Annotated in this window: 23 protein-coding genes and 1 riboswitch; of the genes, 11 read left to right on the plus strand and 12 right to left on the minus strand. The window is 70.9% G+C overall.

Features of this window, described 5'->3' with window-relative positions; all coding sequences use genetic code 11:
- The first annotated feature begins 157 nt into the window (after positions 1–157).
- Entirely contained in the window at positions 158–682 is a 525-nt protein-coding gene (locus tag AF335_RS04340; RefSeq protein WP_102916852.1) for a hypothetical protein, read from the plus strand.
- The gene (locus AF335_RS04345; protein ID WP_102916853.1) at positions 682–1923 is read left to right on the plus strand and encodes a sensor histidine kinase; all 1242 of its coding nucleotides are present in this window, start codon (positions 682–684) and stop codon (positions 1921–1923) included. The genes AF335_RS04340 and AF335_RS04345 overlap by 1 nt, the downstream gene beginning before the upstream one ends.
- A 458-nt stretch (positions 1924–2381) precedes the next feature.
- Here AF335_RS04345 and bcp read toward each other — a convergent pair whose 3' ends face one another.
- Positions 2382–2849, minus strand: a complete 468-nt coding sequence (gene bcp / locus AF335_RS04350; protein ID WP_102916854.1) for a thioredoxin-dependent thiol peroxidase — start codon at positions 2847–2849, stop codon at positions 2382–2384.
- 165 nt (positions 2850–3014) lie between these two features.
- Here bcp and AF335_RS04355 point away from each other — a divergent pair, with 165 nt between their 5' ends.
- From AF335_RS04355 to AF335_RS04365, 3 genes are all read left to right on the plus strand, one after another.
- The gene (locus AF335_RS04355; protein WP_102916855.1) at positions 3015–3335 is read left to right on the plus strand and encodes a DUF3618 domain-containing protein; all 321 of its coding nucleotides are present in this window, start codon (positions 3015–3017) and stop codon (positions 3333–3335) included.
- 147 nt (positions 3336–3482) lie between these two features.
- Positions 3483–3785 carry a GroES family chaperonin gene (locus tag AF335_RS04360; protein ID WP_087930644.1) on the plus strand — a complete coding sequence of 101 codons (303 nt, stop codon included), beginning with the start codon at positions 3483–3485 and terminating at the stop codon, positions 3783–3785.
- A gap of 97 nt (positions 3786–3882) precedes the next feature.
- Positions 3883–3953, plus strand: a riboswitch (guanidine-III (ykkC-III) riboswitch).
- Between the two features lie 30 nt (positions 3954–3983).
- Positions 3984–4304, plus strand: coding sequence for a DMT family transporter (locus tag AF335_RS04365; protein WP_102916856.1), 321 nt, complete (start codon positions 3984–3986; stop codon positions 4302–4304).
- A gap of 85 nt (positions 4305–4389) precedes the next feature.
- Here the strand turns inward: AF335_RS04365 and AF335_RS04370 are convergent, their stop codons facing one another.
- Complete coding sequence (locus AF335_RS04370; protein ID WP_102916857.1) at positions 4390–6699, minus strand: transglycosylase domain-containing protein; 2310 nt, start codon at positions 6697–6699, stop codon at positions 4390–4392.
- A gap of 288 nt (positions 6700–6987) precedes the next feature.
- On the opposite strand from AF335_RS04370, the gene AF335_RS04375 reads away from it, so the two are divergent.
- From AF335_RS04375 to AF335_RS04385, 3 genes are all read left to right on the plus strand, one after another.
- The gene (locus tag AF335_RS04375; protein ID WP_102916858.1) at positions 6988–7788 is read left to right on the plus strand and encodes an ABC transporter permease; all 801 of its coding nucleotides are present in this window, start codon (positions 6988–6990) and stop codon (positions 7786–7788) included.
- Between the two features lie 109 nt (positions 7789–7897).
- Positions 7898–8662, plus strand: coding sequence for an ABC transporter permease (locus AF335_RS04380; protein WP_102917051.1), 765 nt, complete (start codon positions 7898–7900; stop codon positions 8660–8662).
- Positions 8663–8679: 17 nt separating this feature from the next.
- Entirely contained in the window at positions 8680–9651 is a 972-nt protein-coding gene (locus AF335_RS04385) for an ABC transporter ATP-binding protein (protein ID WP_228773219.1), read from the plus strand.
- Positions 9652–9698: 47 nt separating this feature from the next.
- Here the strand turns inward: AF335_RS04385 and AF335_RS04390 are convergent, their stop codons facing one another.
- The 3 genes from AF335_RS04390 to AF335_RS04400 form a co-directional block, all read right to left on the minus strand.
- Positions 9699–10082, minus strand: a complete 384-nt coding sequence (locus tag AF335_RS04390; protein ID WP_102916860.1) for a hypothetical protein — start codon at positions 10080–10082, stop codon at positions 9699–9701.
- 113 nt (positions 10083–10195) lie between these two features.
- Entirely contained in the window at positions 10196–10927 is a 732-nt protein-coding gene (rph, locus tag AF335_RS04395; protein WP_102916861.1) for a ribonuclease PH, read from the minus strand.
- Positions 10928–11023: 96 nt separating this feature from the next.
- Positions 11024–11257: a PTS sugar transporter subunit IIB gene (locus tag AF335_RS04400; protein ID WP_102916862.1), complete on the minus strand. Its 234-nt coding sequence runs from the start codon at positions 11255–11257 to the stop codon at positions 11024–11026.
- A 238-nt stretch (positions 11258–11495) separates the two neighbouring features.
- Here AF335_RS04400 and AF335_RS04405 point away from each other — a divergent pair, with 238 nt between their 5' ends.
- Together AF335_RS04405 and AF335_RS04410 are read left to right on the plus strand one after the other, a co-directional pair.
- A complete protein-coding gene (locus AF335_RS04405) occupies positions 11496–12809 on the plus strand; it encodes a PTS transporter subunit EIIC (RefSeq protein ID WP_102916863.1) in 1314 nt (437 codons plus the stop codon).
- Between the two features lie 232 nt (positions 12810–13041).
- Positions 13042–14331, plus strand: a complete 1290-nt coding sequence (locus AF335_RS04410; protein ID WP_102916864.1) for a PTS transporter subunit EIIC — start codon at positions 13042–13044, stop codon at positions 14329–14331.
- A gap of 112 nt (positions 14332–14443) precedes the next feature.
- On the opposite strand, the gene AF335_RS04415 is transcribed toward AF335_RS04410, so the two are convergent.
- The 7 genes from AF335_RS04415 to clpS form a co-directional block, all read right to left on the minus strand.
- On the minus strand, positions 14444–15196 hold the full coding sequence (locus AF335_RS04415; protein ID WP_102916865.1) for an MBL fold metallo-hydrolase: 753 nt from the start codon (positions 15194–15196) through the stop codon (positions 14444–14446).
- Between the two features lie 318 nt (positions 15197–15514).
- On the minus strand, positions 15515–16465 hold the full coding sequence (locus tag AF335_RS04420; RefSeq protein ID WP_102916866.1) for a PLP-dependent cysteine synthase family protein: 951 nt from the start codon (positions 16463–16465) through the stop codon (positions 15515–15517).
- Complete coding sequence (locus tag AF335_RS04425) at positions 16465–16752, minus strand: MoaD/ThiS family protein (RefSeq protein WP_102916867.1); 288 nt, start codon at positions 16750–16752, stop codon at positions 16465–16467. The genes AF335_RS04420 and AF335_RS04425 overlap by 1 nt, the downstream gene beginning before the upstream one ends.
- Before the next feature lie 172 nt (positions 16753–16924).
- Positions 16925–17347 (minus strand): M67 family metallopeptidase, encoded by a 423-nt coding sequence (locus AF335_RS04430; RefSeq protein WP_102917052.1) that lies wholly within the window; start codon positions 17345–17347, stop codon positions 16925–16927.
- A gap of 91 nt (positions 17348–17438) precedes the next feature.
- Positions 17439–18941: an amino acid permease gene (locus AF335_RS04435; RefSeq protein ID WP_102916868.1), complete on the minus strand. Its 1503-nt coding sequence runs from the start codon at positions 18939–18941 to the stop codon at positions 17439–17441.
- 385 nt (positions 18942–19326) lie between these two features.
- On the minus strand, positions 19327–19917 hold the full coding sequence (locus AF335_RS04440) for a DUF2017 domain-containing protein (RefSeq protein ID WP_102916869.1): 591 nt from the start codon (positions 19915–19917) through the stop codon (positions 19327–19329).
- Positions 19917–20228, minus strand: a complete 312-nt coding sequence (gene clpS, locus AF335_RS04445) for an ATP-dependent Clp protease adapter ClpS (protein ID WP_087930643.1) — start codon at positions 20226–20228, stop codon at positions 19917–19919. Before clpS ends, AF335_RS04440 begins: the two co-directional genes overlap by 1 nt.
- 153 nt (positions 20229–20381) lie before the next feature.
- Between clpS and AF335_RS04450 the strand changes: the two genes are divergently transcribed.
- Complete coding sequence (locus tag AF335_RS04450) at positions 20382–21710, plus strand: nicotinate phosphoribosyltransferase (protein WP_102916870.1); 1329 nt, start codon at positions 20382–20384, stop codon at positions 21708–21710.
- Positions 21711–21851: the final 141 nt, after the last annotated feature.

Raw genomic sequence — 21851 nt, forward strand, 5'->3', positions numbered from 1 at the left:
GGGTGGGGGTGAGCGAGATAGGTCACTTGGACGAGGCACGGCGGAAGGGAACCTGATATAGGCATGAAGGGAACGCGTTGCCCGAATTCCCCGTCCTCAGAGCTGAGGGCGGACAGCACCCCCTCAGTTGCACGTCCCCACCCAGGAAGAGAGGCCGATGGCCGACCGTGCGGAGTCTCGCCGGGCCCGCCCGCGCACCGTCGTGGCGGCCTTCGCGGCGGTGACCGCCGTGGCGTTCGGCGGCGTGTGGTTCAGCCAGGCGCAGGACCGGGCGAACGCGGTGTCCGACGCTCCGAAGACGGCGGCGGCCCAGAAGTCCAAGGCGCCGCGCGCGGGTGAGGCGAAGGCCGACGCCGCCCCGGCGAAGACCCCGGGGGTCCGGGAGTGCGGGCTGGGCGAGCCGGTCGTCGAGCCGGAGATCATCACGCTGACGTGCGCGGACGCCGGGATGGTGGCGAGCGGCATCAAGTGGGCGCACTACGCGGTCGACGGCGCCGAGGGCAATGGCGTGGTGCAGGTGTCACGAGGTGCGAACGGGGCGGGTGTCACGTCCTTCCCGGCGCGTTTCCGGCTCTACGGCGCGAAGAACGTCGACGGGAAGATGGCGTTCACCGGCCTGGAGGTCGACTACGCGGGGGCCACGCCCCTGGGCGAGTCGCGGGAAACGTACTCGATCGCGTGATGGGAATCCGTGGCCGGATCGCGCTCGCGATCTCCTTCGTCACCGCACTCGCCGTCGTGGTCCTCGGCCTCTCCGTGCACCACATCTCCGCCGTGGAGCGCGCCGGGCAGGCGCAGTCGTACCAGGACAGCCTGCTCAGCTCGGCGCTCCAGGTCTATCAGCGGGACAGCCTGCTGGCGCTCGGCGCGCAGCTCGACGACTCCACGCTGCCGCCCGTGCTGATGGAGGCGGTCCGCGAGGGCCGTTCCGGTACGTACATCAGCGGCGGCGGCGATCCGCGGGTGTGGGCGGCGACGGAGGTCGACGGCGGGAAGGTGCTGTCGGTCTCGGCGCCGTACCCCGACCGCGACCCGCTCCAGCGGGCCCTGGACAAGGCGCTGGTGGTGGCCGGCGCGGCCACGGTGGCGCTGATGGCGGTGGTCGCGTGGTTCGTGGCGCAGAGCCTGTCGCGGCGGCTGCGGCACAGCGCCGCGGCGGCCCGCCGGATAGCGGCGGGCGAGCCGCCGGACCCGGAGGCGCTGGCGGCCGGCGGCCGGGACGAGGTCGCGGAGCTGGGCCGGTCGGTGCACCACATGGCGACGTCCTTGGCGGCCCGGGTGGAGGCGGAGCGCGAGTTCACCGCGGACGTGGCGCACGAGCTGCGGACGCCGGTGGCCGGTCTGGTGGCCTCGGCGGAGCTGCTGCCGCACCCGCGGGCGGTGGAGATGGTCCGGGAGCGGGCGCAGACGATGCGGGTGCTGGTCGAGGACCTGCTGGAGGTCTCGCGGCTGGACGCCGGGCGGGAGCGGGCGCAGCTGGACGAGGTGGAGTTGCCGTCGCTGGTGCGCGGCATCGTGAAGCGGGCGCAGGGCCAGCGCGGGGTCGACGAGGTGTCGGTCGAGGTGGTCGGCGAGGGCCGGATCGTGGCGACGGACGCCCGCCGGGTGGAGCGGATCCTGGTGAACGTCCTGGGCAACGCCGCGAAGCACGGGAAGCCGCCGATCGAGGTGCTGGTGGAGGGCACCCGGATCACGGTGCGCGACCACGGTGACGGCTATCCGCCGGAGCTGGTCGACCAGGGGCCCCGGCGGTTCCGTACGGCGGCGCCGGAGCGGGGCACCGGGCATGGCCTGGGGCTGACGATCGCGGTGGGTCAGGCGGTGGTGCTGGGGGCGCGGCTGGAGTTCGGCTCGGCGGAGGGCGGCGGCGCGCAGGTGGTCCTGGACCTCCCGGAGGCGGAACCGCCGACCGCGGAGGTGTGAGGGAGCGGAGGCGTGGGGCCACGGAGGTGTGAGGGAGCGGAGGCGTGAGGCCGCGGAGACGTGAGGGAGCGCGGGCTTCCGGAGCCTCGTAGGGCCTCGCGGGGCCCTACGGCACGACGGGCCCGCCCCGGAGTCCGACACCCGTCCCGTAGCCCCGGACCCGCCGTCCCGCAGACCGGACCCGCCGCTCCGTAGACCGGGCCCACCTCGTAGACCAGACCGGCCGCCCCGTAGACCGGACCCGCCTCGTAGACCGGACCCGCCGCCCCGTAGACCGGGCCCACCTCGTAGACCAGACCGGCCGCCCCGTAGACCGGGCCCGCCCCGTAGACCCGGGCCGGACGACGGGCCAGGGTCCGACGTCCGGGCCCCGGGCGTCGAGCTCCGGGCGTCGGGCGCCGGAGCCCGACCGCCGGACTCCGGGGCCCGGCCCGTGGTCCGGGCCCCGGCCCGTAGACCTACAGCCCCAGATCCTTGATGATCTTCGCGACGTGGCCCGTGGCCTTCACGTTGTAGAGGGCGCGCTCCACCTTCCCCTCCTCGTCGACGATGATCGTCGACCGGATGACGCCCGTCACCGTCTTGCCGTACAGCTTCTTCTCGCCGAACGCGCCGTATGCCTCCAGCACCTTCTTCTCCGGGTCCCCGACCAGCGTGACCTTGAGCTCCTCCTTCTCGCGGAACTTCGCGAGCTTCTCCGGCTTGTCGGGGGAGACGCCGATCACGTCGTAGCCGTGGCCGGTGAGGAAGTCGAGGTTGTCCGTGAAGTCGCACGCCTGCTTGGTGCAGCCCGGGGTGAGGGCGGCCGGGTAGAAGTAGACGATGACCTTGCGGCCCTTGTGGTCGGCGAGCGAGACCTGCTTGCCGTCCGCGTCGGGCAGGGTGAAGGCGGGGGCGGTGTCGCCGGGCTGCAGTCGCTCGCTCATGACTCTCCTCGTGGTGACCTGGGGGCGGGCCCGCGGTGGCGGGCGCCGCCTCCCGAGACTAGCCACCACGTGGATCGGGGGTGCCGCGGGGCACGGCGTCCGGCGAGCTGACAGACTGTCGTCATCACTCATCATCACTCTTATCGAGACGACGGAGGCAGCGCGGTGTCGGATGCCAGGACCCCTGCGCAGATCGAGGCGGACATCGCCCGCAGGCGGGAGGAGCTCGCCGTGACGCTCGACGAGATCGGGGTGCGGATGCACCCGAGCACGATCGTGGGCGACGCGAAGGCCAAGGTGGCCGCGAAGGTGGACGCCACCGCCGGCCGTGCCTACGTGGCGGCGAACCGGCTGGTGTCGGATGTGCGGGCGCGGTTCGTGACGGAGGAGGGCACGCCCCGGCTGGACCGGATCGTGCCGGTCGCCATGGTGGCCGTGGGTGTGATCGGGCTGCTGACGGTCTCCTCGCGTCGTCACAAGGCGTAGCGCCGGTACCCGCGGAGGCCCCGCGGGTACCCGGCGGAACCGGGAGGATCCCGGCGGATACCGACCTGTGGCCCCGGGCGGCGCGTGCGGCCGGGTACGGTCAGGGGCGTGAGTACGCATACCACCCACGACAAGCTGCCCATCCGGATGCTGCACGACCGTGTGCTGGTCCGGACCGACATTCCCGAGGGCGAGCGCCGGTCCACCGGCGGCATCGTCATTCCGGCGACGGCGGCGGTGGGCCGCCGGCTGGCCTGGGCCGAGGTCGTGGCGGTCGGGCAGAGCGTGCGCACCGTGGAGCCGGGCGACCGGGTGCTGTACGACCCGGAGGACCGCGCCGAGGTGGAGGTGCGCGGTGTCGCGTACGTCCTGATGCGCGAGCGGGACCTGCACGCGGTGGCGGCGGAGCGCCTGGAGGGGTCGGACGACTCCACGGGGCTGTATCTCTGAATCTCCGAGCGCCCCTGAGGCCCGCGATCGAGACCCGCGACTGAGGCCCGCGACCGAGACCCCGGCTGAAACCTCCGACGCTCCCGCTACCCGCGTTTCGTCCTTTTTGATACGGTCATAAGAGCCCGACGAGACGCGCCGTACCGGGTCAGGACAAGACGACGCACCCCTGTAGAGAGACTCCACGGAGGTGCCGTCATGGCATGGGTCCTGCTCGCCGTCGCCGGTCTGCTCGAGGTCGGCTGGTCGATCGGCATGAAGTTCACCGAGGGGTTCACCCGGCTGTGGCCGAGCGTGTTCACCGTCGCGGGTATCGCCGCCAGCATGCTGCTGCTCTCGCAGGCCGCGAGGTCGCTCCCCATCGGTACCGCCTACGGCGTGTGGGTGGGCATCGGCGCGGCCGGTGCGGCGGTGCTGGGCATGGTGGTGCTGGGAGAGCCCGCGACCGCCGCGCGGATCTTCTTCGTCGTGCTGCTGCTGGTGGCGGTGGTGGGCCTGAAGGTCACCTCGGGCCACTGACGCCCGGAGCGATCCGGCGGAGCGGGCCCGGAACCGAGAAGGTTCCGGGCCCGCTTCCGTGTTCCCGCCGGGTGCCTGGCGCGTGTCAGTAGTCGTAGCCCAGCAGGTCGCCCCTGTCGGCGCCATGCTTTCCGTTCAGCCCGCCGCCCCTGGGCTCCCCCGGCTCGAAGGTGAAGATCGGCGGGATCGTCGGGGGGCCGGTCGGCGGGCCGGGGATCGTCGGCGGGCCGGTGGGCGGCAGCGGCGGCGCGGAGGTGGGCGGCGGGGCCGTCGGCGGGGCCGAGGTGGCCGGCGGGGCGCTGGGGGACTCCGGGGGCGCCGAGCTGGCGGGCGGCTCCAGCGGCGGTACGGTGCCGCCGCTCGCGGTGTTCAGGTCGAAGTCCTTGACCGGGGTGCCCGACAGGGCGGCGGAGGTGTAGGCCCCCCAGATCTCGGCGGGGTAGCCGCCGCCGTTGATGCGGTCCAGGCCGGTCGCCCCGTAGAGCGGCTTCTGGTCGCCGGTGTCGGAGTCCTGGCCCATGACGGCGACGACGGTGGCGAGGTCGGGGGTGTAGCCGGCGAACCAGGCGGCCTTGTCCTCCTCCGCGGTGCCGGTCTTGCCGGCGGCGGGGCGTCCGGCGGCCTGGGCGGCGGCGCCCGTGCCGTTGTCGACGACGCTCTCCAGGATCGCGGTGGTGGTGTCAGCGGCCTCGCGGGAGACGGCCTGCTTGGTGTCCTTGCCGGGCAGCGAGACGCTCTCGCCGGCCTTGGTGACCTTGTCGACCAGGGTGTAGGCGCCGTGCCTGCCGTGGTTGGCGAGGGTCGCGTACGCCTGGGTCATGTCGAGGACGCTGGCGGTGGCGACGCCGAGGGCGATGGACGGGGTGGCGATCAGCTCGGGGGTCTTGTCGGGGATGCCGAGGGCGACGGCGGTGTTCTTGACCTTGGCGGGGCCGACGTCCTGGGCCATCTGGGCGTAGACGGCGTTGACGGACAGGTCGGTGGCCTTGGTGACGGTGATCTGTCCGTACGAGCGGTCGTCCTCGTTGGCCGGGGCGAAGCCGACCGGGCCGCCGGGGCCGCGCACGGGGCGTTTGTTGGTGCCGTCGTAGACCGTGTTGGGGGTGATGGCCCGGCCGTCCTGGGTCGTGGAGTCGTTCTCCACGGCGGAGGTGAAGACGAAGGGCTTGAAGGTGGAGCCGACCTGGTAGTCGCGGCGGGTGGCGTTGTTGACGTACTGCTTGGTGTAGTCGATGCCGCCGTAGAGGGCGACGACGCGGCCGGTCTTGGGGTCGATGGAGGCGCCGCCCGCCCTGACGTAGCGGTCGACCTTGCGGTTGTCGCTCAGCTCGTCCATCAGCCGCTTCTGCACGGCGTCGACGAAGGCGTCCTGCTTCTTGCGGTCGATGGTGGTGGTGATGCGGTAGCCGCCGCGGGCCAGCGTCTGCTCGTCGACCAGCTTGTTGGCGGTGAGGTGGTCCTTGACCGCTTCGACGAGATAGCCGCGCTGTCCCGACATCCCCACCCGCGGCTTGGACTTGCCGGGCACCGGGAAGGTCATCTTGGCGCGCTCGTCGGCGGCGAGCCACTTCTTCTTGACCATGCCGTCGAGGACGTAGTTCCAGCGGGCCGTGGCGCGCGGCTTGTTCTCCGGGTGGGCGCCGACGTCGTAGGCGCTGGGGGCGTTGAGGAGGGTGGCGAGGTAGGCGCCCTCCGCGGCGTTCAGCCGGTCGGAGTCCTTGTTGTAGTACGCCTGGGCGGCGGCCTGGATGCCGTAGGCGTTCCGGCCGAAGTAGCTGGTGTTGAGGTAGCCCTCGAGGATCTCGTCCTTGCTCTGCTCGCGGTCGAGCTTGATCGCGATGAAGAACTCCTTCACCTTGCGGGTGACGGTCTGCTCCTGGCCCAGGTAGTAGTTCTTGACGTACTGCTGGGTGATGGTGGAGCCGGACTGCTTGCCCTTGCCGGTGGCGGTGTTCCAGGCGGCGCGCAGCATGGCCTCGGGGTTGACGGCCGACTCGGAGTAGAAGTCGCGGTCCTCGGCGGCGAGGACCGCGTGCTGGACGTCCCGGGGGACCTTGCTCAGGGAGACGCTCTCGCGGTTGACCTCGCCGTCGCGGGCGAGCTGGGAGCCGTCGGAGTAGAGGTAGACGTTGCTCTCCGCGACGGCGGCTCTGTTGGCCGCGGGGATGTGCACCAGCATGTAGCCGGCGACGAGGGCGCCGGCGACGAGCAGGACGATCAGCAGGAAGCCGCCGAGCACCATGCGCCAGGTGGGCAGGAGGCGGCGCCAGCCGGTGCGCTTGGGCCGGCCGGGTCTTCCTCTGCGGCCGGGCCCGGCGCCGTCCTTCGGCGACCAGCCCGCCGGCCGGGTGTGGTCACCGCCGGCCGGCCGCTGCTGTGACTGCTCGTCGCTCATGTCTGTTGGGACTCCTCGGCCGCCACCGGGGTTGTGCGACCGCGGTGAGGGCGGTGTTGTGTCGGGCGGTTCGCCATGCGGCTCACGCCCCGTAAAACACTTTCGCATCATGCGTTCCGCGCCACGAGGGCGTAGCGCACCTGCGACGGCCTTGTAAGGGCCGTCCGGGTCAGGCCGACCACTCCTTGGGGTGAAAAAGCCGTGGTCGACGACTGAACAGGGCCGCTAAGCTCCCTGCGCTTCGGAGGCGGCGGACTATCGAGGTTCAACGACGGGAGGTGTCCCGGGATGCGGCTCTACGCGGCCGTGGCGGTGAGTGGTTTCCGGCGGTATGCCACGTATCGCGTCGCGACGGCGGCGGGCGTCTTCACCAATACGGTGTTCGGCTTCGTCATCGCCTGCACCTTCTCCGCCCTCTGGGACGAGCGCCCGCACCTCGGCGGTTACGACCGGTCGCAGGCGCTCACCTTCGTCTGGGTGAGCCAGGGGCTGCTGGCGGTCATGTCCCTGCTGGGCGGCGGCTTCCAGGAGGAGCTCCAGGAGCGCATCCGCTCCGGGGACATCGCCGTCGACCTCTACCGCCCCGCCGACCTCCAGCTGTGGTGGCTCGCCGCGGACCTCGGCCGGGCCGGCTTCCAGCTGCTGGGCCGCGGGGTCGTCCCGCTGTCCGTCGGCGCCCTCGCCTTCGAGCTGGCGCTGCCCGCCGACCCGCTGCGCTGGCTCGTCTTCCTCCTCTCGGCGCTGCTCGGCGTCGTGGTGGGCTTCGGGCTGCGCTTCCTGGTGGCCCTGTGCGCCTTCTGGCTGCTCGACGGCGCCGGCGTCAACATGATCAGCGCACTGCTGTGCATGTTCTTCACGGGGATGACGCTGCCGCTGACGGTCTTCCCCGGTCTCTTCGGCGAGATCGCCCGGCTGCTGCCCTGGGCGGCCGTGCTCCAGGTGCCCGTGGACGTCCTGCTCGGCGTGCACTCCGGGGCCGGGCTCGCCCGCGCGCTGGCCTTCCAGGCGCTGTGGGCGGTGCTGCTGCTGGCCGCCGGGCGGGCGACGCAGTCCCTGGCGACCAGGAAGGTGGTGGTGCAGGGTGGCTGACGCCCAGGCGGGCCCCCGGAGCGCGTACCCGCCGCCGCGCCCGCCCGAGGCCCTCGGCCGGGCCCGTGGCGCCCTCGGGGCCCTGCGCGCGTACGGGCTGATCGTCGCGATGTGGGTGCGCTCGACGATGGCCTACCGCGCGTCCTTCCTGATGACGACGTTCGGCAACTTCGCGGCCAGCGGCCTCGACTTCGCCGCCGTCATGATCATGTTCTCGCACATCGACCGGCTCGGCGGCTTCACCCTCCCCGAGATCGCGCTGCTGTACGGGGCGACCAGCACCTCTCTGGGCCTCGCGGACCTCGTCCTCGGCAACATGGACCGGGTCGGGCAGCGCGTCCGCGACGGCACGTTCGACACCCTGCTGGTACGCCCCGTGCCCGTCCTCGTCCAGGTCGCCGCCGACCGCTTCGCGCTGCGCCGCGTCGGCCGGGTCTCCCAGGGCCTGCTGGTCCTCTGCTGGGGCGCGGTGGGCGCGGGCGTCGCCTGGACCCCGGCGAAGGCGCTCTTCGCGGCGGTGATGGTGATCGCCGGGGCCGCCATCTTCGCCGCCGTCTTCATCGGCGGCGCCGCCTTCCAGTTCTGGTCGGCCGACGCCGCCGAGGTGCAGAGCTCCTTCACCTACGGCGGCTCGACGATGCTCCAGTACCCGCCGGCGGTCTTCGCCCGGGAGCTGGTGCGCGGGGTGACCTTCGTGGTGCCGCTCGCCTTCGTCAACTGGATCCCGGCGCTGCGCCTGCTGGGCCGGGACGACCCGCTGGGCCTGCCGGGCTGGGTGGACTTCTGCGGGCCGGCGGTGGCCCTGGCGATGCTCCTGGGGGCGGGGCTGCTGTGGCGGGTGGGACTGAGGAACTACCGGAGCACGGGAAGCTGAGAGGCGGCTGGGGAGAGTTGTCCGAGGAAGGGTTTATCGAACTGGACGGCGTCGAGAAGGTCTTCGACGTCCGTCGCAAGGCGGGATTCCTGCGCCGCGAGCGACACCGGGTACGCGCCGTGGACGGCATCGGCTTCCGTGTCGCGCGCGGTGAGATGGTCGGTTACATCGGTCCCAACGGCGCCGGGAAGTCCACCACCATCAAGATGCTCACGGGCATCCTGACCCCCAGCGCCGGCCGGCTGCGCGTCGCGGGCGTCGATCCCTCCCGCGAGCGCACAAGGCTCGCGCACCGCATCGGCGTGGTCTTCGGCCAGCGCACCACCCTCTGGTGGGACCTGCCGCTGCGCGACTCGTACGGCCTGGTGCGCCGCATGTACCGGGTCCCCGAGGCGCGCTACCGGTCGAATCTGGAGCGCTGCGTGGAGCTCCTGGACCTGGGTGACCTGCTCGACGTGCCGGTGCGTCAGCTCTCCCTCGGCCAGCGGATGCGCGGGGACATCGCGGCCGCCCTGCTGCACGACCCGGAGGTGCTCTACCTCGACGAGCCGACCATCGGCCTGGACGTGGTCAGCAAGGCCAAGGTGCGCGGCTTCCTCCGGGAGGTCAACGCCGAGCGGGGCACGACGGTGCTGCTGACCACGCACGACCTCACCGACATCGAGCAGCTGTGCGAGCGGGTGATGGTCATCGACCACGGCCGCCTGGTCCACGACGGCGGCCTCGACGCCCTGCACACGGCCGGCGAGAGCGAGCGCACCCTCGTCGTCGACCTGGCACGCGCGCTCCCGCCGATCGAGGGCGTCCCCGGCGCCCGCACGGTCAAGGTCGAGGGCCCGAGGCAGTGGCTGGCGTTCGCGACGGGACAGAGCGCGGCGCCGATCGTGGCGGCGGTGGCGGAGCGGTATCCGCTGGTGGACCTGTCGGTGCGGGAGCCGGACATCGAGGACGTGATCGCGCGGATGTACGCGGGTGGGAAGGGGTTGTAGTGCGCCGACGCGCGGTGCCCTTGAGGGCCGGCCCGGGCGCTCCCCCGTCACTTCGGGGTGCAGACCTTGGTCAGCTCGCCCGCCGCGTCCTTCACCGGTGTGAGGTCCGGCGCCACGTTCCGCCGGTCGGCGTCGCGGACGTTGGCCACGGCCTTCTGGAGGTGGTCCAGGGCCTTGCTCACATCCGTGTCGTCCGTCTTGTCCTTGAGCTTCCTGGTGTCCTTGTCGAGGGTGTCCAGGATCCTGTCCGCCTTGCCGGGGTCGTCGGCGGCGTCCGTCACGGCCCGCTGGAGGTCGTCGGCGTCATTGGTGATCTCGATGCCGAGGCGGGCGCAGTCGACGGCCTTCTGGGCGGCGGAGCAGCCGGTCGCCAGGACGAGCGCGGCGGCGGCCAGGACGACGACGGCCCTGGTGCGGTGGTGTGCGGGCATGGCGGGGTCCCCTCCCGGTGGTGTGGCCACGGGCGTACGGCTGCGGCGCTCCGCGGTCGTACGCCCGTGTCTGTATCCCTAGGAACGCTCGGACACCGCCCTGCGGTTGCCCGTCAGAGCGTGCGGGCGAGGGCTTCGCGCTGGGCGGCGCCGAGCGCGCCGCAGCCGGTGACCGCGAGGTCGAGGAGGGCGTTGAGCTCCTCGCGGGCGAAGGGCTCGGCCTCGGCGGTGCCCTGGACCTCGACGAAGCGGCCGTCGCCGGTGCAGACGACGTTCATGTCGGTGTCGGCGCGGACGTCCTCCTCGTAGCAGAGGTCGAGGAGGGGGACGCCGTCGACGATGCCGACGCTGACGGCGGCGACGGTGCCGGTGAGCGGCTGCCGGCCGTGCTTGATCAGCTTCTTGCCCTGGGCCCAGGTGATGGCGTCGGCGAGGGCCACGTAGGCGCCGGTGATGGCGGCGGTGCGGGTGCCGCCGTCGGCCTGGAGGACATCGCAGTCGAGGACGATGGTGTTCTCGCCGAGGGCCTTGTAGTCGATCACGGCGCGCAGGGAGCGGCCGATGAGGCGGGAGATCTCGTGGGTGCGGCCGCCGATCTTGCCGCGGACGGACTCGCGGTCGCCGCGGGTGTTGGTGGCGCGGGGCAGCATCGAGTACTCGGCGGTGACCCAGCCCTCGCCGGAGCCCTTGCGCCAGCGGGGCACGCCCTCGCTGACGCTGGCGGTGCAGAAGACCTTGGTGTCACCGAAGGAGACGAGGACGGATCCTTCGGCGTGCTTGCTCCAGCCACGCTGGATGGTCACGGGGCGGAGCTGGTCGGGGGTGCGGCCGTCGATGCGAGACATGGTGATGAGCCTATCGGCACCGCGGCATTGCGAAGGGCCCCGCTCCGATTCGTCTGGACGAACCGGGCGCGGGGCCCTCGGCGGGAGCTCAGTGGCTCACATCATGTCTTCGATCTCGCCGGCGATCGGGTCGGCGTCGGTGCCGATGACGACCTGGATGGCGGTGCCCATCTTCACGACGCCGTGCGCGCCGGCGGCCTTGAGGGCGGCCTCATCGACGAGGGCCGGGTCGGCGACCTCGGTGCGAAGGCGGGTGATGCAGCCCTCGACCTCTTCGATGTTGTCGATGCCGCCGAGCCCGGCGACGATCTTCTCAGCCTTGGTGGCCATGTCCACTCCTGGTTGTCTCGGCCCTTCGGCGATCCCGCCGACCGGCTTTCACACGGTAACCCACGTTCAGCCCAACTACGCGGGCGTATGTCCGCCATCTGACGAAAGATGGCGTCCACAATGGCGATCACCCGGCGCTGCGCTCCGGGGGCCGGACAACACACCGCAAGTGGTCTACACCAGTATGCGGCAAAGCACCGAGTGACTGCCGCCGGGGCGGCGGGCCGGGAGGACGCAGATGAGTTCGAACGCCGCGGCGGTGCCCCGGGGAAAGAAGTGGACGCAGGTCCTCTTCCAGAACCTGCAGAAGATGGGGCGCAGCCTCCAGCTGCCGATCGCGGTGCTGCCGGCGGCGGGCATCCTCAACCGGCTCGGGCAGCCGGACGTCTTCGGCAAGGACGGCCTGGGCTGGACGGACGTGGCGAAGGTCTTCGCGGGCGCGGGCGGCGCGCTGCTGGACTCGGGGCTGGGGCTGCCGCTGCTGTTCTGCGTGGGCGTGGCCATCGGGATGGCGAAGAAGTCGGACGGCTCGACGGCGCTGGCCGCGGTGGTGGGCTTCCTCGTCTACTTCTCGGTGCTGCACCAGTTCCCTGAGGACTGCCCGCACGAGGCGACGTTCGGCGGGGCGGGGCTGTGGAGCGGGGTGTGCGTCTCGACGGGCGGCACGGCGGCCCCGGCGAGCTTCCAGAACCCGGGGGTGTTCGGCGGCATCGTGATCGGGCTGCTGAGCGCCTGGTTCTGGATGCGGTTCCACCGGGTGCGGCTGGTGGACTGGCTGGGCTTCTTCAACGGGCGGCGGCTGGTGCCGATCCTGATGTCGTTCGTGGCGCTGGCCTTCGCGGTGATCTGCCTGTTCGTCTGGCCGCCGATCGGTGACGCGCTGACGGACTTCAGCGAGTGGCTGTCGGACCTGGGGTCGACGGGCGCCGGTGTCTTCGGGGTGGCGAACCGGGCGCTGCTGGTGGTGGGGCTGCACCAGTTCCTGAACACGTTCATGTGGTTCCAGTTCGGTGACTACACCAAGCCGGACGGGACGGTCGTGCACGGTGACATCAACCGGTTCCTGGCGGGCGACCCGGCCGCGGGGCAGTTCACCACCGGCTTCTTCCCGATCATGATGTTCGCGCTGCCGGCGGCGGCGCTGGCGATCGCGCACTGTGCGAAGCCGCACCGCCGGAAGGTGGTGGGCGGCATGATGCTCTCGGTGGGGCTGACGTCGTTCGTCACGGGCATCACGGAGCCGGTGGAGTACTCCTTCCTCTTCATCGCTCCGGTGCTGTACGCGATCCATGCCGTGCTCACGGGTGTGTCGATGGCGGTGACCTGGGGTTTCGGGGTGCACGACGGTTTCAGCTTCTCGGCCGGGCTGATCGACTACGTGATCAACTGGGGGCTGGCGACGAAGCCCTGGCTGATCATTCCGATCGGGTTGTGCTTCGCCGTCCTCTACTACGCGCTTTTCCGCTTCGCGATTACGAAGTTCGACTTGCCGACTCCGGGCCGGGAACCCGAAGAGCTGGCGGCGGAGATCGAACAGGAGAACGTGAAGTAAGGGGTCAGTGACGCTGCGCCGGGATTCGCTTCCCGGCGGGGACGGCCCCCGAGCCTTGGGCTCGGGGGCCGTTTCCGGTGCCCGGCTCCTGTGTGCGAGACCACGGGGAACTACGGATTCCTTTATCCCTGACTCACGTGCTACAACAGGTCTAAACCACTGAGTGGTGTAGACCAGATTGCGGGCCGTCCCCCCTTACCCCCCGAGCGCCCGCCTCACCTGGAGGAATCCGATGAGTAAGAGCGCCAAGGCGGCGAAGACGGCGCCTGTCGCCGCCGAGCCGGAGAAGAAGAAGTTCGGCGCCGGCGCGATGGCGATCGCCCAGCGCATCGGCCGCAGCCTGATGCTGCCCGTCGCGGTGCTTCCCGCGGCCGCCCTGATGGTCCGCCTGGGCCAGGGCGACATGCTGGGCAAGGAGTCCCTCCCGGCCTTCCTGAACAAGATCGCCGAATTTATGTCCGCCGGTGGTGGCGCCATCCTCGACAACATGGCGCTGCTGTTCGCCGTGGGTGTCGCGATCGGCTTCGCCAAGAAGTCGGACGGCTCGACGGCGCTGGCCGCCGTCGCCGGCTACCTGGTCTTCTCGAAGGTGCTGGCCACCTTCACCGACGGCAGCCTCCCGAAGAAGGCGGCCGTGGTCGACGGCAAGGTCGCCATGGTGGAACAGGCGGTCGACGCCAAGGTCCTCGGCGGCGTCGTGATGGGCCTCGTGGTCGCGCTGCTCTACCAGCGCTTCTACCGCACCAAGCTGCCGGACTGGGCGGGCTTCTTCGGCGGCCGCCGCCTGGTGCCGATCCTGTCGTCCTTCGCGGGTCTGCTCATCGGCGTCGTCTTCGGTTACATCTGGCCGGTGCTCGGCACGGGTCTGCACAACTTCGGTGAGTGGCTGGTCGGCTCCGGCGCGGTCGGCGCGGGCATCTTCGGTGTCGCCAACCGCGCGCTGATCCCGGTCGGCATGCACCACCTGCTGAACTCCTTCCCGTGGTTCCAGGCCGGTTCGTACGACGGCGCCAAGGGCACCGTCAACGGCGACATCGCGCGCTTCCTCGCGGGCGACCCGAACGCCGGCCAGTTCATGACCGGCTTCTTCCCGATCATGATGTTCGCGCTGCCGGCCGCCTGCCTGGCGATCGTGCACTGCGCCCGCCCCGAGAACCGCAAGGTCGTCGGCGGCATGATGTTCTCGCTCGCGGCCACCGCCTTCGTCACCGGTGTGACCGAGCCGATCGAGTTCACCTTTATGTTCGTCGCGCCGGTCCTGTACGCGATCCACGCGGTGCTGACCGGTGTCTCCATGGCCCTGACCTGGGCACTCGGCATGAAGGACGGCTTCGGCTTCTCGGCCGGCGCGATCGACTTCCTGCTGAACCTGGGTATCGCGTCCAAGCCGTGGCTGCTCGCCCTGGTGGGTCTGTGCTTCGCCGCGATCTACTATGTCGTCTTCCGCTTCGCGATCATCAAGTTCAACTTGAAGACGCCGGGCCGTGAGTCGGAGGAGGAGTCCGCCGAACTCAAGGCGTGACCCCGGACCGCGGTTCCACACCGTGAATAAGAAATGCCCCCGGAATCCCTTGGATTCCGGGGGCATTTCCCTTTCCCGCCTTTAATGGCGGCCATAACGGCCCGCTGGACGACTAAATTTCATACACCGCGCCCGTACTCGCCAGTTCCGTCGGCCCGTCGAAGACCTCCTGCGCGTCCCGCAGGTTGGTCAGCGGATCGGTCCACGGCGGGATATGGGTGAGCACCAGCCGGCCGACGCCGGCGCGGGCCGCGTGCTCCCCCGCCTCACGGCCGTTGAGGTGGAGGTCCGGGATCTCCTCCTTGCCGTAGGTGAACGACGCCTCGCAGAGCAGCAGGTCCGTGCCGAGCGCGAGCTTGTGCAGCTCCTCGCAGGGGCCGGTGTCGCCGGAGTACACCAGCGAGCGGCCGTCGTGCTCGATGCGGAAGGCGAACGCCTCGACGGGGTGGCGGACCCGGTCGGTGCGGATCGTGAGCGGGCCGAGCGAGAAAGCGCCGGGCGTCAGGGTGCGGAAGTCGAAGACCTCCCCCATGCAGCGCTCGTCGGGGACGTCGCCGTAGGCCGTGGCCAGCCGCCGCTCGGTGCCCTCGGGGCCGTGCACGGGGAGGGGCCCGGCGCGGCCGCCCTCGTGCCGGTAGTAGCGGGCGACGAAGTACCCGCACATGTCGATGCAGTGGTCCGGATGCAGGTGGGACAGCAGGATGGCGTCGAGGTCGTAGAGACCGATGTGGCGTTGCAACTCGCCCAGGGCTCCATTGCCCATGTCGAGCAGCAACCGGAAGCCGTCGGCCTCTACGAGATAGCTCGAACAGGCCGATTCCTTGGACGGGAACGACCCCGAGCATCCGACGACGGTGAGCTTCATACGGGCCTGAACCTCCATGGGCCGGGTACGGGGGGCCATGCGGTCCGTCGAGAGTAAGGCGCGAATCCGGCGGTCGCTCCTCCACGAGCTGGGGTTGTGGTTGAAGTCACCGGTACGGACCCCTCTGCCGCTCGCGCGGAGGGGATTCCGGGCGGATCCGCCGCCGGGCCGGGGCCTTCCCGCACGGCCGTGCGACCCGGCGGCTCGCCGGATGATTCCGCCGCGGCCCGGCGACCGGCCACGGCCGCGGGCCCGCCCGCGCCCGCGGCGCGAGCGGGCCCCGCCCGTCAGGGGGCGCGGCGGCGCCCCGGAGCCCCGTCAGGCCCAGAGCTGGCCGTGCAGGGTGGCGACGGCCTCCTCGTCCGTGGCGGCGGTGTAGACGCCCGTGGAGAGGTACTTCCAGCCGCCGTCGGCGACGATGAAGGCGATGTCGGCGCGCTCCCCGGCGCGTTCGGCCTTGCGGGCCACGCCGAGGGCGGCGTGCAGGACGGCCCCGGTGGAGACGCCCGCGAAGATGCCCTCCCGCGCGAGGAGTTCACGGGTGCGGCGGACGGCGTCCTCGGAGCCCACGGAGAAGCGGGTGGTGAGGACGGACTCGTCGTAGAGCTCGGGCACGAAGCCCTCGTCGAGGTTGCGCAGGCCGTAGACGACGTCGTCGTAGCGCGGCTCGGCGGCGACGATCGACACGCCGGGCACGTGCTCGCGCAGATAGCGGCCGACCCCCATGAGGGTGCCGGTGGTACCGAGGCCGGCCACGAAGTGGGTGATCTCGGGGAGGTCGGCGAGGATCTCGGGGCCGGTGGTGGCGTAGTGCGCGCCGGCGTTGTCGGGGTTGCCGTACTGATAGAGCATCACCCAGTCGGGGTGGCGCTCCGCCAGCTCCTTGGCCTGCCGCACGGCCGTGTTGGAGCCGCCCGCGGCGGGCGAGGGGATGATCTCCGCGCCCCACATGGCGAGCAGCGCGCGGCGCTCCTCGCTGGTGTTCTCCGGCATGACGCACACCATGCGGTAGCCCTTGAGCTTGGCCGCCATGGCGAGGGAGATGCCGGTGTTGCCGGAGGTGGGCTCCAGGATGGTGCAGCCGGGGGTGAGCCGGCCGTCCTTCTCCGCCTGCTCGATCATGTGCAGGGCGGGCCGGTCCTTGACCGAGCCGGTGGGGTTGCGGTCCTCCAGCTTGGCCCAGACCCGGACGGTCTTTGACGGGGAGAGGCGCGGCAGCCGGACGAGCGGGGTGCCGCCCACCGCCGCCAGCGGCGACTCGTACCGCATCAGGCCATTCCGCCGGCCACGGCCGGGAGGATGGTGACGCTGTCGCCGTCGGTGAGCTCGGTGGTAATGCCGGCGAGGAAGCGGACGTCCTCGTCGTTGAGGTAGACGTTGACGAAGCGGCGCAGCTCGCCGCCCGCGGCCTCGTCGACCAGGCGCTCACGGATGCCCGCGTGCCGGGTCTCCAGGTCCCTGAAGAGCTCGTCGATCGTGGCGCCGCTGCCCTCCACGGCCTTCTTGCCGTCGGTGTAGGTGCGGAGGATGGTCGGGATGCGGACCTCGATGGCCATGGCTGTGCTCCTGTCGGAGTGCGGGGTCGGTGCGCGCGGTACGCGGGGGCTCACATCGTGAGAACCATGGGCGCATCGTATCGATTCCTTGTGCGCGCCCCGGAAGTTCGTCCCGCGATGCGGACCTTCGCGTCTCACCTGACAGTGTCCGGCGGGTGGCCGGACGGCGCGCTCAGTAGGCGTCGACGATCTTCACGTCCTCCTCGGTCACCACGCCGTCGGCGATCCGGTACGAGCGGAACTGGAAGGGTCCGGCGTCGTCGGTGTCGGCGGTGGAGACCAGGACGTAGTGGGCGCCCGGCTCGTTGGCGTAGGTGAGGTCCGTGCGGGAGGGGTACGCCTCGGTGGCGGTGTGCGAGTGGTAGATGATCACCGGCTCCTCGTCGCGGTCGTCCATCTCGCGGTAGAGCCGGAGCAGGTCCGTGGAGTCGAACTCGTAGAACGTGGGCGAGCGGGCGGCGTTGAGCATGGGGACGAAGCGCTCGGGGCGGTCGGTGCCGGCCGGGCCCGCGACCACGCCGCACGCCTCGTCGGGGTGGTCCGCGCGGGCGTGCGCGACGATCCGGTCGTACAGGGCCTGGGTGAGGGTCAGCATGCCCGACAGGATAAGCAGAGGGCCCGCCCGTACCGAGGGGGTGGTACGGGCGGGCCCGGTCACTGCGGGTGCGGTCGTGCCGCGGGGCGCGTCAGACGACGTGCTCGGCCTCGGCGCGCGCGTCGGCGGCCAGCTTCGCGTAGTGCTCCGTGGACTTGCGCTCGAACGCCGCGGGGTTGCGGCGCTTGAGGACGAGGTAGGAGACGCCCATGATCAGGCCCCAGAGGGGGGCGCAGTACAGGGAGACCCGGGAGTCCTGGTCGATGCCCATCAGCACGATCACCATCAGGATGAAGGCGAGCGCGAAGTAGCTGGTCCAGGGGGCGCCCGGGGCGCGGAACTCGGACTGCGGGAGCTCGCCGCGGTCGGCCTTGCGGCGGTAGCGGATCTGGGCCACCAGGATCATGATCCAGGCCCACATACCGGAGATGGTCGCGAAGGAGACGACGTAGTTGAACGCCTCGCCCGGCCACTGGTAGTTGATCCCCACGCCGGCGAGCATGAGCACGGCGGAGCAGGTGGTGCCGCGCAGCGGCAGGCCGGACTTGGTCAGCTGGCCGAAGAACTTCGGGCCCTGGCCGTTGAGCGCGAGGTCGCGCAGCATGCGGCCGGTGGAGTACATGCCGGAGTTGCAGGAGGACAGCGCCGCGGTGAGGACGACGAAGTTGACGATGCCGGCGCCGGCCGGGAGGCCGATCCGGGCGAACGCCTCGACGAAGGGGCTCTTGCCGGCCTCGAACGCGGTCCACGGGACCACGGACAGGATGATGATCAGGGCACCGATGTAGAAGACGGCGATCCGCCACGGGACGGTGTTGATCGCCTTGGGCAGGGTCTTCTTCGGGTCCTTGGCCTCGCCCGCGGTGACGCCGACGAGCTCGACGGCGAGGAAGGCGAACATCACGATCTGCAGCGTCATCAGCATGCTGGTGATGCCGTCGTCGCCGGCGAAGAAGCCGCCGTGGGACCAGAGGTTGCTGACGGAGGCGGTGTCCGCGGCGTCGGAGAAGCCGAGGGTGAGGACGCCGATGCCGATCAGGATCATGCCGATGATGGCGGTGACCTTGACCATCGAGAACCAGAACTCCAGCTCACCGAAGAGCTTCACGGAGATCAGGTTGGCGAGGTAGAGGACGACGGTGAAAACGAGGGCCGAGACCCATTGCGGGATCGACTTGTCCCAGTACTGCATATAGGTGGCCGCCGCGGTCACCTCGGTGATCCCGGTGACGACCCAGAAGAGCCAGTACGTCCATCCGGTCACATAGCCGAAGAACGGGCCGAGGAACTCCCGTGCGTACTCCGAGAAGGAGCCGGACACCGGTCGGTACATGAGCAGCTCACCGAGAGCGCGCATGATGAAGAAGATGACCAGGCCCGCGAGGGCGTAGGCCAGGATGAGGCTGGGTCCGGCCTTGGATATGGCCTTGCCCGCGCCGAGGAACAAACCGGTGCCGATGGCGCCACCAATGGCGATCATCTGGATCTGTCGGTTGCCCAGTCCCCGCTGGTAACCCTCGGAAGCGCCATGTCCGCTTCCGTTCTGTGCGGCCGCCGCGCTGGCGGTACGGTCCGCGACCTGCTCAGAGGTCATGGTGGTGCGCCTTTCTCCATACCGATCCGGCCATTGCGGATCGGGTCCAGATCCCCCCGGAAATGGAGTCCTGCATGCCGACGGTCGGTCGGCGGAGCGCTCCCGCCGTGACATGGGTGGCGTCACGGAGGCAGGTCGTGAAGATTTATCACGAGTGTCATGGAGATCGTCCGGGCGGATGTGGGCCACACCACAAGCGAAGTAGGACAAAAGTAAAAGTGGCGGCCAATAGCCGCCACTACGGTGACGCGATCGTTATCCGAAAATGAACGTTCGCTGAGCGGACACCCATGTCATGCCCATGAAAGATGTCCTATGAAGTCATTACATAGGGTCCCACCGGAGGCCCCGCCCGTGCGCGCCGGGGCCCTCGGAAGGGCCGCCGCTACCCCGTCATCGCCTCGATCAACGTCTCTTGCAAGCCACCGAGCCAGAGGTAGGCCATCACCATGGGCTTGCGCGGGTCCTCGTCCGGCAGCGCGAAGAGCTCCTCGGTGTCGTCGTCCTCCCGGACCTCCAGCCGGGTGCCGATGGCGAGGCGCAGGTCGTTGAGCGCGCCGAGCCAGCGCCGGCACTCCTCCGGCGCCAGCCGCAGCACGGCGCCGCCGCCGGCCGGGGCGAGGCCGTCCAGCGCGCCGACGACGCCGAGGGCGTCCTCGCGCTTGCGGGCGCGCAGGTCGTTCTCGGTGTAGCGGCGGAACTCGGAGGCGTACGCGCGCTCGCGCCGGTCCTGCTCGGTGCCCGGGTCGCCGTAGGCGTCCGGGAAGAGGCGGGCCAGCGCGGGGTCGGAGGGCGGCTCACTGGGACCCTCGGCGAACAGCCGGGCCAGCGGATCGGCCTCGTCCGGGCCCAGGTTCTCGCCCGGCCCGATCAGCTCCAGCAGCTGCACGGCCAGGCTGCGCAGGATGGAGATCTCGACCTCGTCGAGGGCGACGGCGGCCCCGCCGCCGGGGAGCGGCTCGAAGTGCCCGGCCATCAACGGTCCTGCGACAGGGTCGCCCAGAGGCCGTAGCCGTGCATCGCCTGCACGTCGCGCTCCATCTCCTCGCGGCTGCCGCTGGAGACCGTGGCGCGGCCCTTGTGGTGGACGTCCAGCATCAGCTTGTGCGCCTTGTCCTTGGAGTAGCCGAAGTATGCCTGGAACACATACGTCACATAACTCATGAGGTTGACGGGATCGTTGTGGACCAGGGTCACCCAGGGGACATCGGGTTCGGCCACGGCGAAGGGGGATTCGCCCGTCTCGGGTCGCTCGATCTCGACCGGTGCAACACTCACGCTTCCCATGCTGCCACTCACGGCCGCGCGATGCACAAAGGGGTCCCCGTCCGGCAGCGAGTCCCGCGCGCCGCCCGGCGCGGCGTGCGCCGCCCGCGCGCTCCCGTCACGTCGATCACAGAAATCGTCACTCTGACGAGTATTGGGGGTAGCATCTGGACCATGAACGCTGCGGACTTGAGGCTGCCGGTGGACGTGCCGTCGACGGCCCTCTTCACAGACCGGTACGAGCTCACGATGCTGCAGGCCGCGCTGCGGGCCGGCACCGCCGACCGGCGCTCGGTCTTCGAGGTCTTCACCCGCCGGCTGCCCGAGGGCCGCCGCTACGGCGTCGTCGGGGGCACCGGCCGGGTGCTGGACGCCGTCGAGAACTTCCGTTTCGACAGCGGGGTGCTGGACTTCCTCGCCGACCGGCGGATCGTGGACGAGCCGACGCTCGCGTGGCTCGCCGACTACCGCTTCCGCGGGGACATCTGGGGCTACCCCGAGGGCGAGGTCTACTTCCCCGGCTCGCCCGTCCTGCGGGTCGAGGGCACCTTCGCCGAGGCGGTGCTCCTGGAGACCGTCATCCTGTCGATCCTCAACCACGACTCGGCGGTCGCCGCCGCGGCCTCCCGGATGGCCGTCGCCGCCGGCGACCGGCCGCTGATCGAGATGGGCGCCCGGCGCACCCACGAGCTGGCGGCCGTCGCCGCCGCCCGCGCCGCCTACGTCGGCGGCTTCACCTCGACGTCCGACCTGGCGGCCGGCTTCCGATACAACATTCCGACCGTCGGCACCAGTGCGCACGCCTTCACGCTGCTGCACGACAGCGAGCGGGACGCCTTCCGGGCCCAGGTCGACTCCCTCGGTGGGAGCACGACCCTGCTCGTCGACACCTACGACGTGACCGAGGCCGTCCGGATGGCCGTGGAGATCGCCGGACCGGAGCTGGGCGCCGTCCGGATCGACTCGGGCGACCTGCTGCTCCTGGCCCACCGGGTGCGGCAGCAGCTGGACGAGCTCGGGGCGGCCAAGACGAAGATCGTCGTCACCAGCGACCTGGACGAGTACGCGATCGCCTCACTGGCCGCCGCGCCCGTGGACGCGTACGGGGTCGGCACCCAGCTGGTGACCGGCAGCGGGCACCCCACCTGCTCGATGGTCTACAAGCTGGTGGCCCGCGCGGACGAGGCCGGCCCGGACGCCCCGCTGCGCCCGGTGGCGAAGAAGTCCATGGGCGGCAAGACCTCGATCGGCGGCCGCAAGTGGGCGGCCCGCCGGCTGGACGCCGACGGCGTGGCGGAGGCCGAGGTCGTGGGCACCGGCCCGGTGCCCGCGGAGCTCGCCGACCGGCAGCTGCTCGCCGAGCTCGTACGGGGCGGCGAGACCGTCGCCCGGGAGCCTCTGGACACGGCCCGGGACCGGCACCGGACGGCGCTGGCGGGGCTGCCGATGTCGGCGATACAGCTCTCGCGCGGCGAGGCCGTGCTGCCGACCGAATACGTCTGAGCCCCCCGCTCGGAGAACGCCCGGAAGACGCCTGAGGTGACCCGGGGAGAGGGGCCGTGCGCCCCCGGTGCGCCGGACACCCTCTCCCCTTACGCCGGAGGAGTCACTACCCTCGGTCACACAGCGACTTGATCCGCACTC

Origin of the sequence: Streptomyces eurocidicus (genome assembly GCF_002891295.1) — a bacterium.
Taxonomy (GTDB): domain Bacteria; phylum Actinomycetota; class Actinomycetes; order Streptomycetales; family Streptomycetaceae; genus Streptomyces; species Streptomyces eurocidicus.

Excerpts from the sequence above, each read along its gene's own strand:
- AF335_RS04340 (WP_102916852.1), top strand. The coding sequence starts at position 158 with ATGGCCGACCGTGCGGAGTCTCGCCGGGCCCGCCCGCGCACCGTCGTG.
- AF335_RS04345 (WP_102916853.1), top strand. The coding sequence starts at position 682 with ATGGGAATCCGTGGCCGGATCGCGCTCGCGATCTCCTTCGTCACCGCA.
- bcp (WP_102916854.1), bottom strand. The coding sequence starts at position 2,849 with ATGAGCGAGCGACTGCAGCCCGGCGACACCGCCCCCGCCTTCACCCTG.
- AF335_RS04360 (WP_087930644.1), top strand. The coding sequence starts at position 3,483 with ATGCTGCACGACCGTGTGCTGGTCCGGACCGACATTCCCGAGGGCGAG.
- AF335_RS04365 (WP_102916856.1), top strand. The coding sequence starts at position 3,984 with ATGGCATGGGTCCTGCTCGCCGTCGCCGGTCTGCTCGAGGTCGGCTGG.
- AF335_RS04370 (WP_102916857.1), bottom strand. The coding sequence starts at position 6,699 with ATGAGCGACGAGCAGTCACAGCAGCGGCCGGCCGGCGGTGACCACACC.
- AF335_RS04375 (WP_102916858.1), top strand. The coding sequence starts at position 6,988 with ATGCGGCTCTACGCGGCCGTGGCGGTGAGTGGTTTCCGGCGGTATGCC.
- AF335_RS04380 (WP_102917051.1), top strand. The coding sequence starts at position 7,898 with ATGTGGGTGCGCTCGACGATGGCCTACCGCGCGTCCTTCCTGATGACG.
- AF335_RS04390 (WP_102916860.1), bottom strand. The coding sequence starts at position 10,082 with ATGCCCGCACACCACCGCACCAGGGCCGTCGTCGTCCTGGCCGCCGCC.
- rph (WP_102916861.1), bottom strand. The coding sequence starts at position 10,927 with ATGTCTCGCATCGACGGCCGCACCCCCGACCAGCTCCGCCCCGTGACC.
- AF335_RS04400 (WP_102916862.1), bottom strand. The coding sequence starts at position 11,257 with ATGGCCACCAAGGCTGAGAAGATCGTCGCCGGGCTCGGCGGCATCGAC.
- AF335_RS04405 (WP_102916863.1), top strand. The coding sequence starts at position 11,496 with ATGAGTTCGAACGCCGCGGCGGTGCCCCGGGGAAAGAAGTGGACGCAG.
- AF335_RS04410 (WP_102916864.1), top strand. The coding sequence starts at position 13,042 with ATGAGTAAGAGCGCCAAGGCGGCGAAGACGGCGCCTGTCGCCGCCGAG.
- AF335_RS04415 (WP_102916865.1), bottom strand. The coding sequence starts at position 15,196 with ATGAAGCTCACCGTCGTCGGATGCTCGGGGTCGTTCCCGTCCAAGGAA.
- AF335_RS04420 (WP_102916866.1), bottom strand. The coding sequence starts at position 16,465 with ATGCGGTACGAGTCGCCGCTGGCGGCGGTGGGCGGCACCCCGCTCGTC.
- AF335_RS04425 (WP_102916867.1), bottom strand. The coding sequence starts at position 16,752 with ATGGCCATCGAGGTCCGCATCCCGACCATCCTCCGCACCTACACCGAC.
- AF335_RS04430 (WP_102917052.1), bottom strand. The coding sequence starts at position 17,347 with ATGCTGACCCTCACCCAGGCCCTGTACGACCGGATCGTCGCGCACGCC.
- AF335_RS04435 (WP_102916868.1), bottom strand. The coding sequence starts at position 18,941 with ATGACCTCTGAGCAGGTCGCGGACCGTACCGCCAGCGCGGCGGCCGCA.
- AF335_RS04440 (WP_102916869.1), bottom strand. The coding sequence starts at position 19,917 with ATGGCCGGGCACTTCGAGCCGCTCCCCGGCGGCGGGGCCGCCGTCGCC.
- clpS (WP_087930643.1), bottom strand. The coding sequence starts at position 20,228 with ATGGGAAGCGTGAGTGTTGCACCGGTCGAGATCGAGCGACCCGAGACG.
- AF335_RS04450 (WP_102916870.1), top strand. The coding sequence starts at position 20,382 with ATGAACGCTGCGGACTTGAGGCTGCCGGTGGACGTGCCGTCGACGGCC.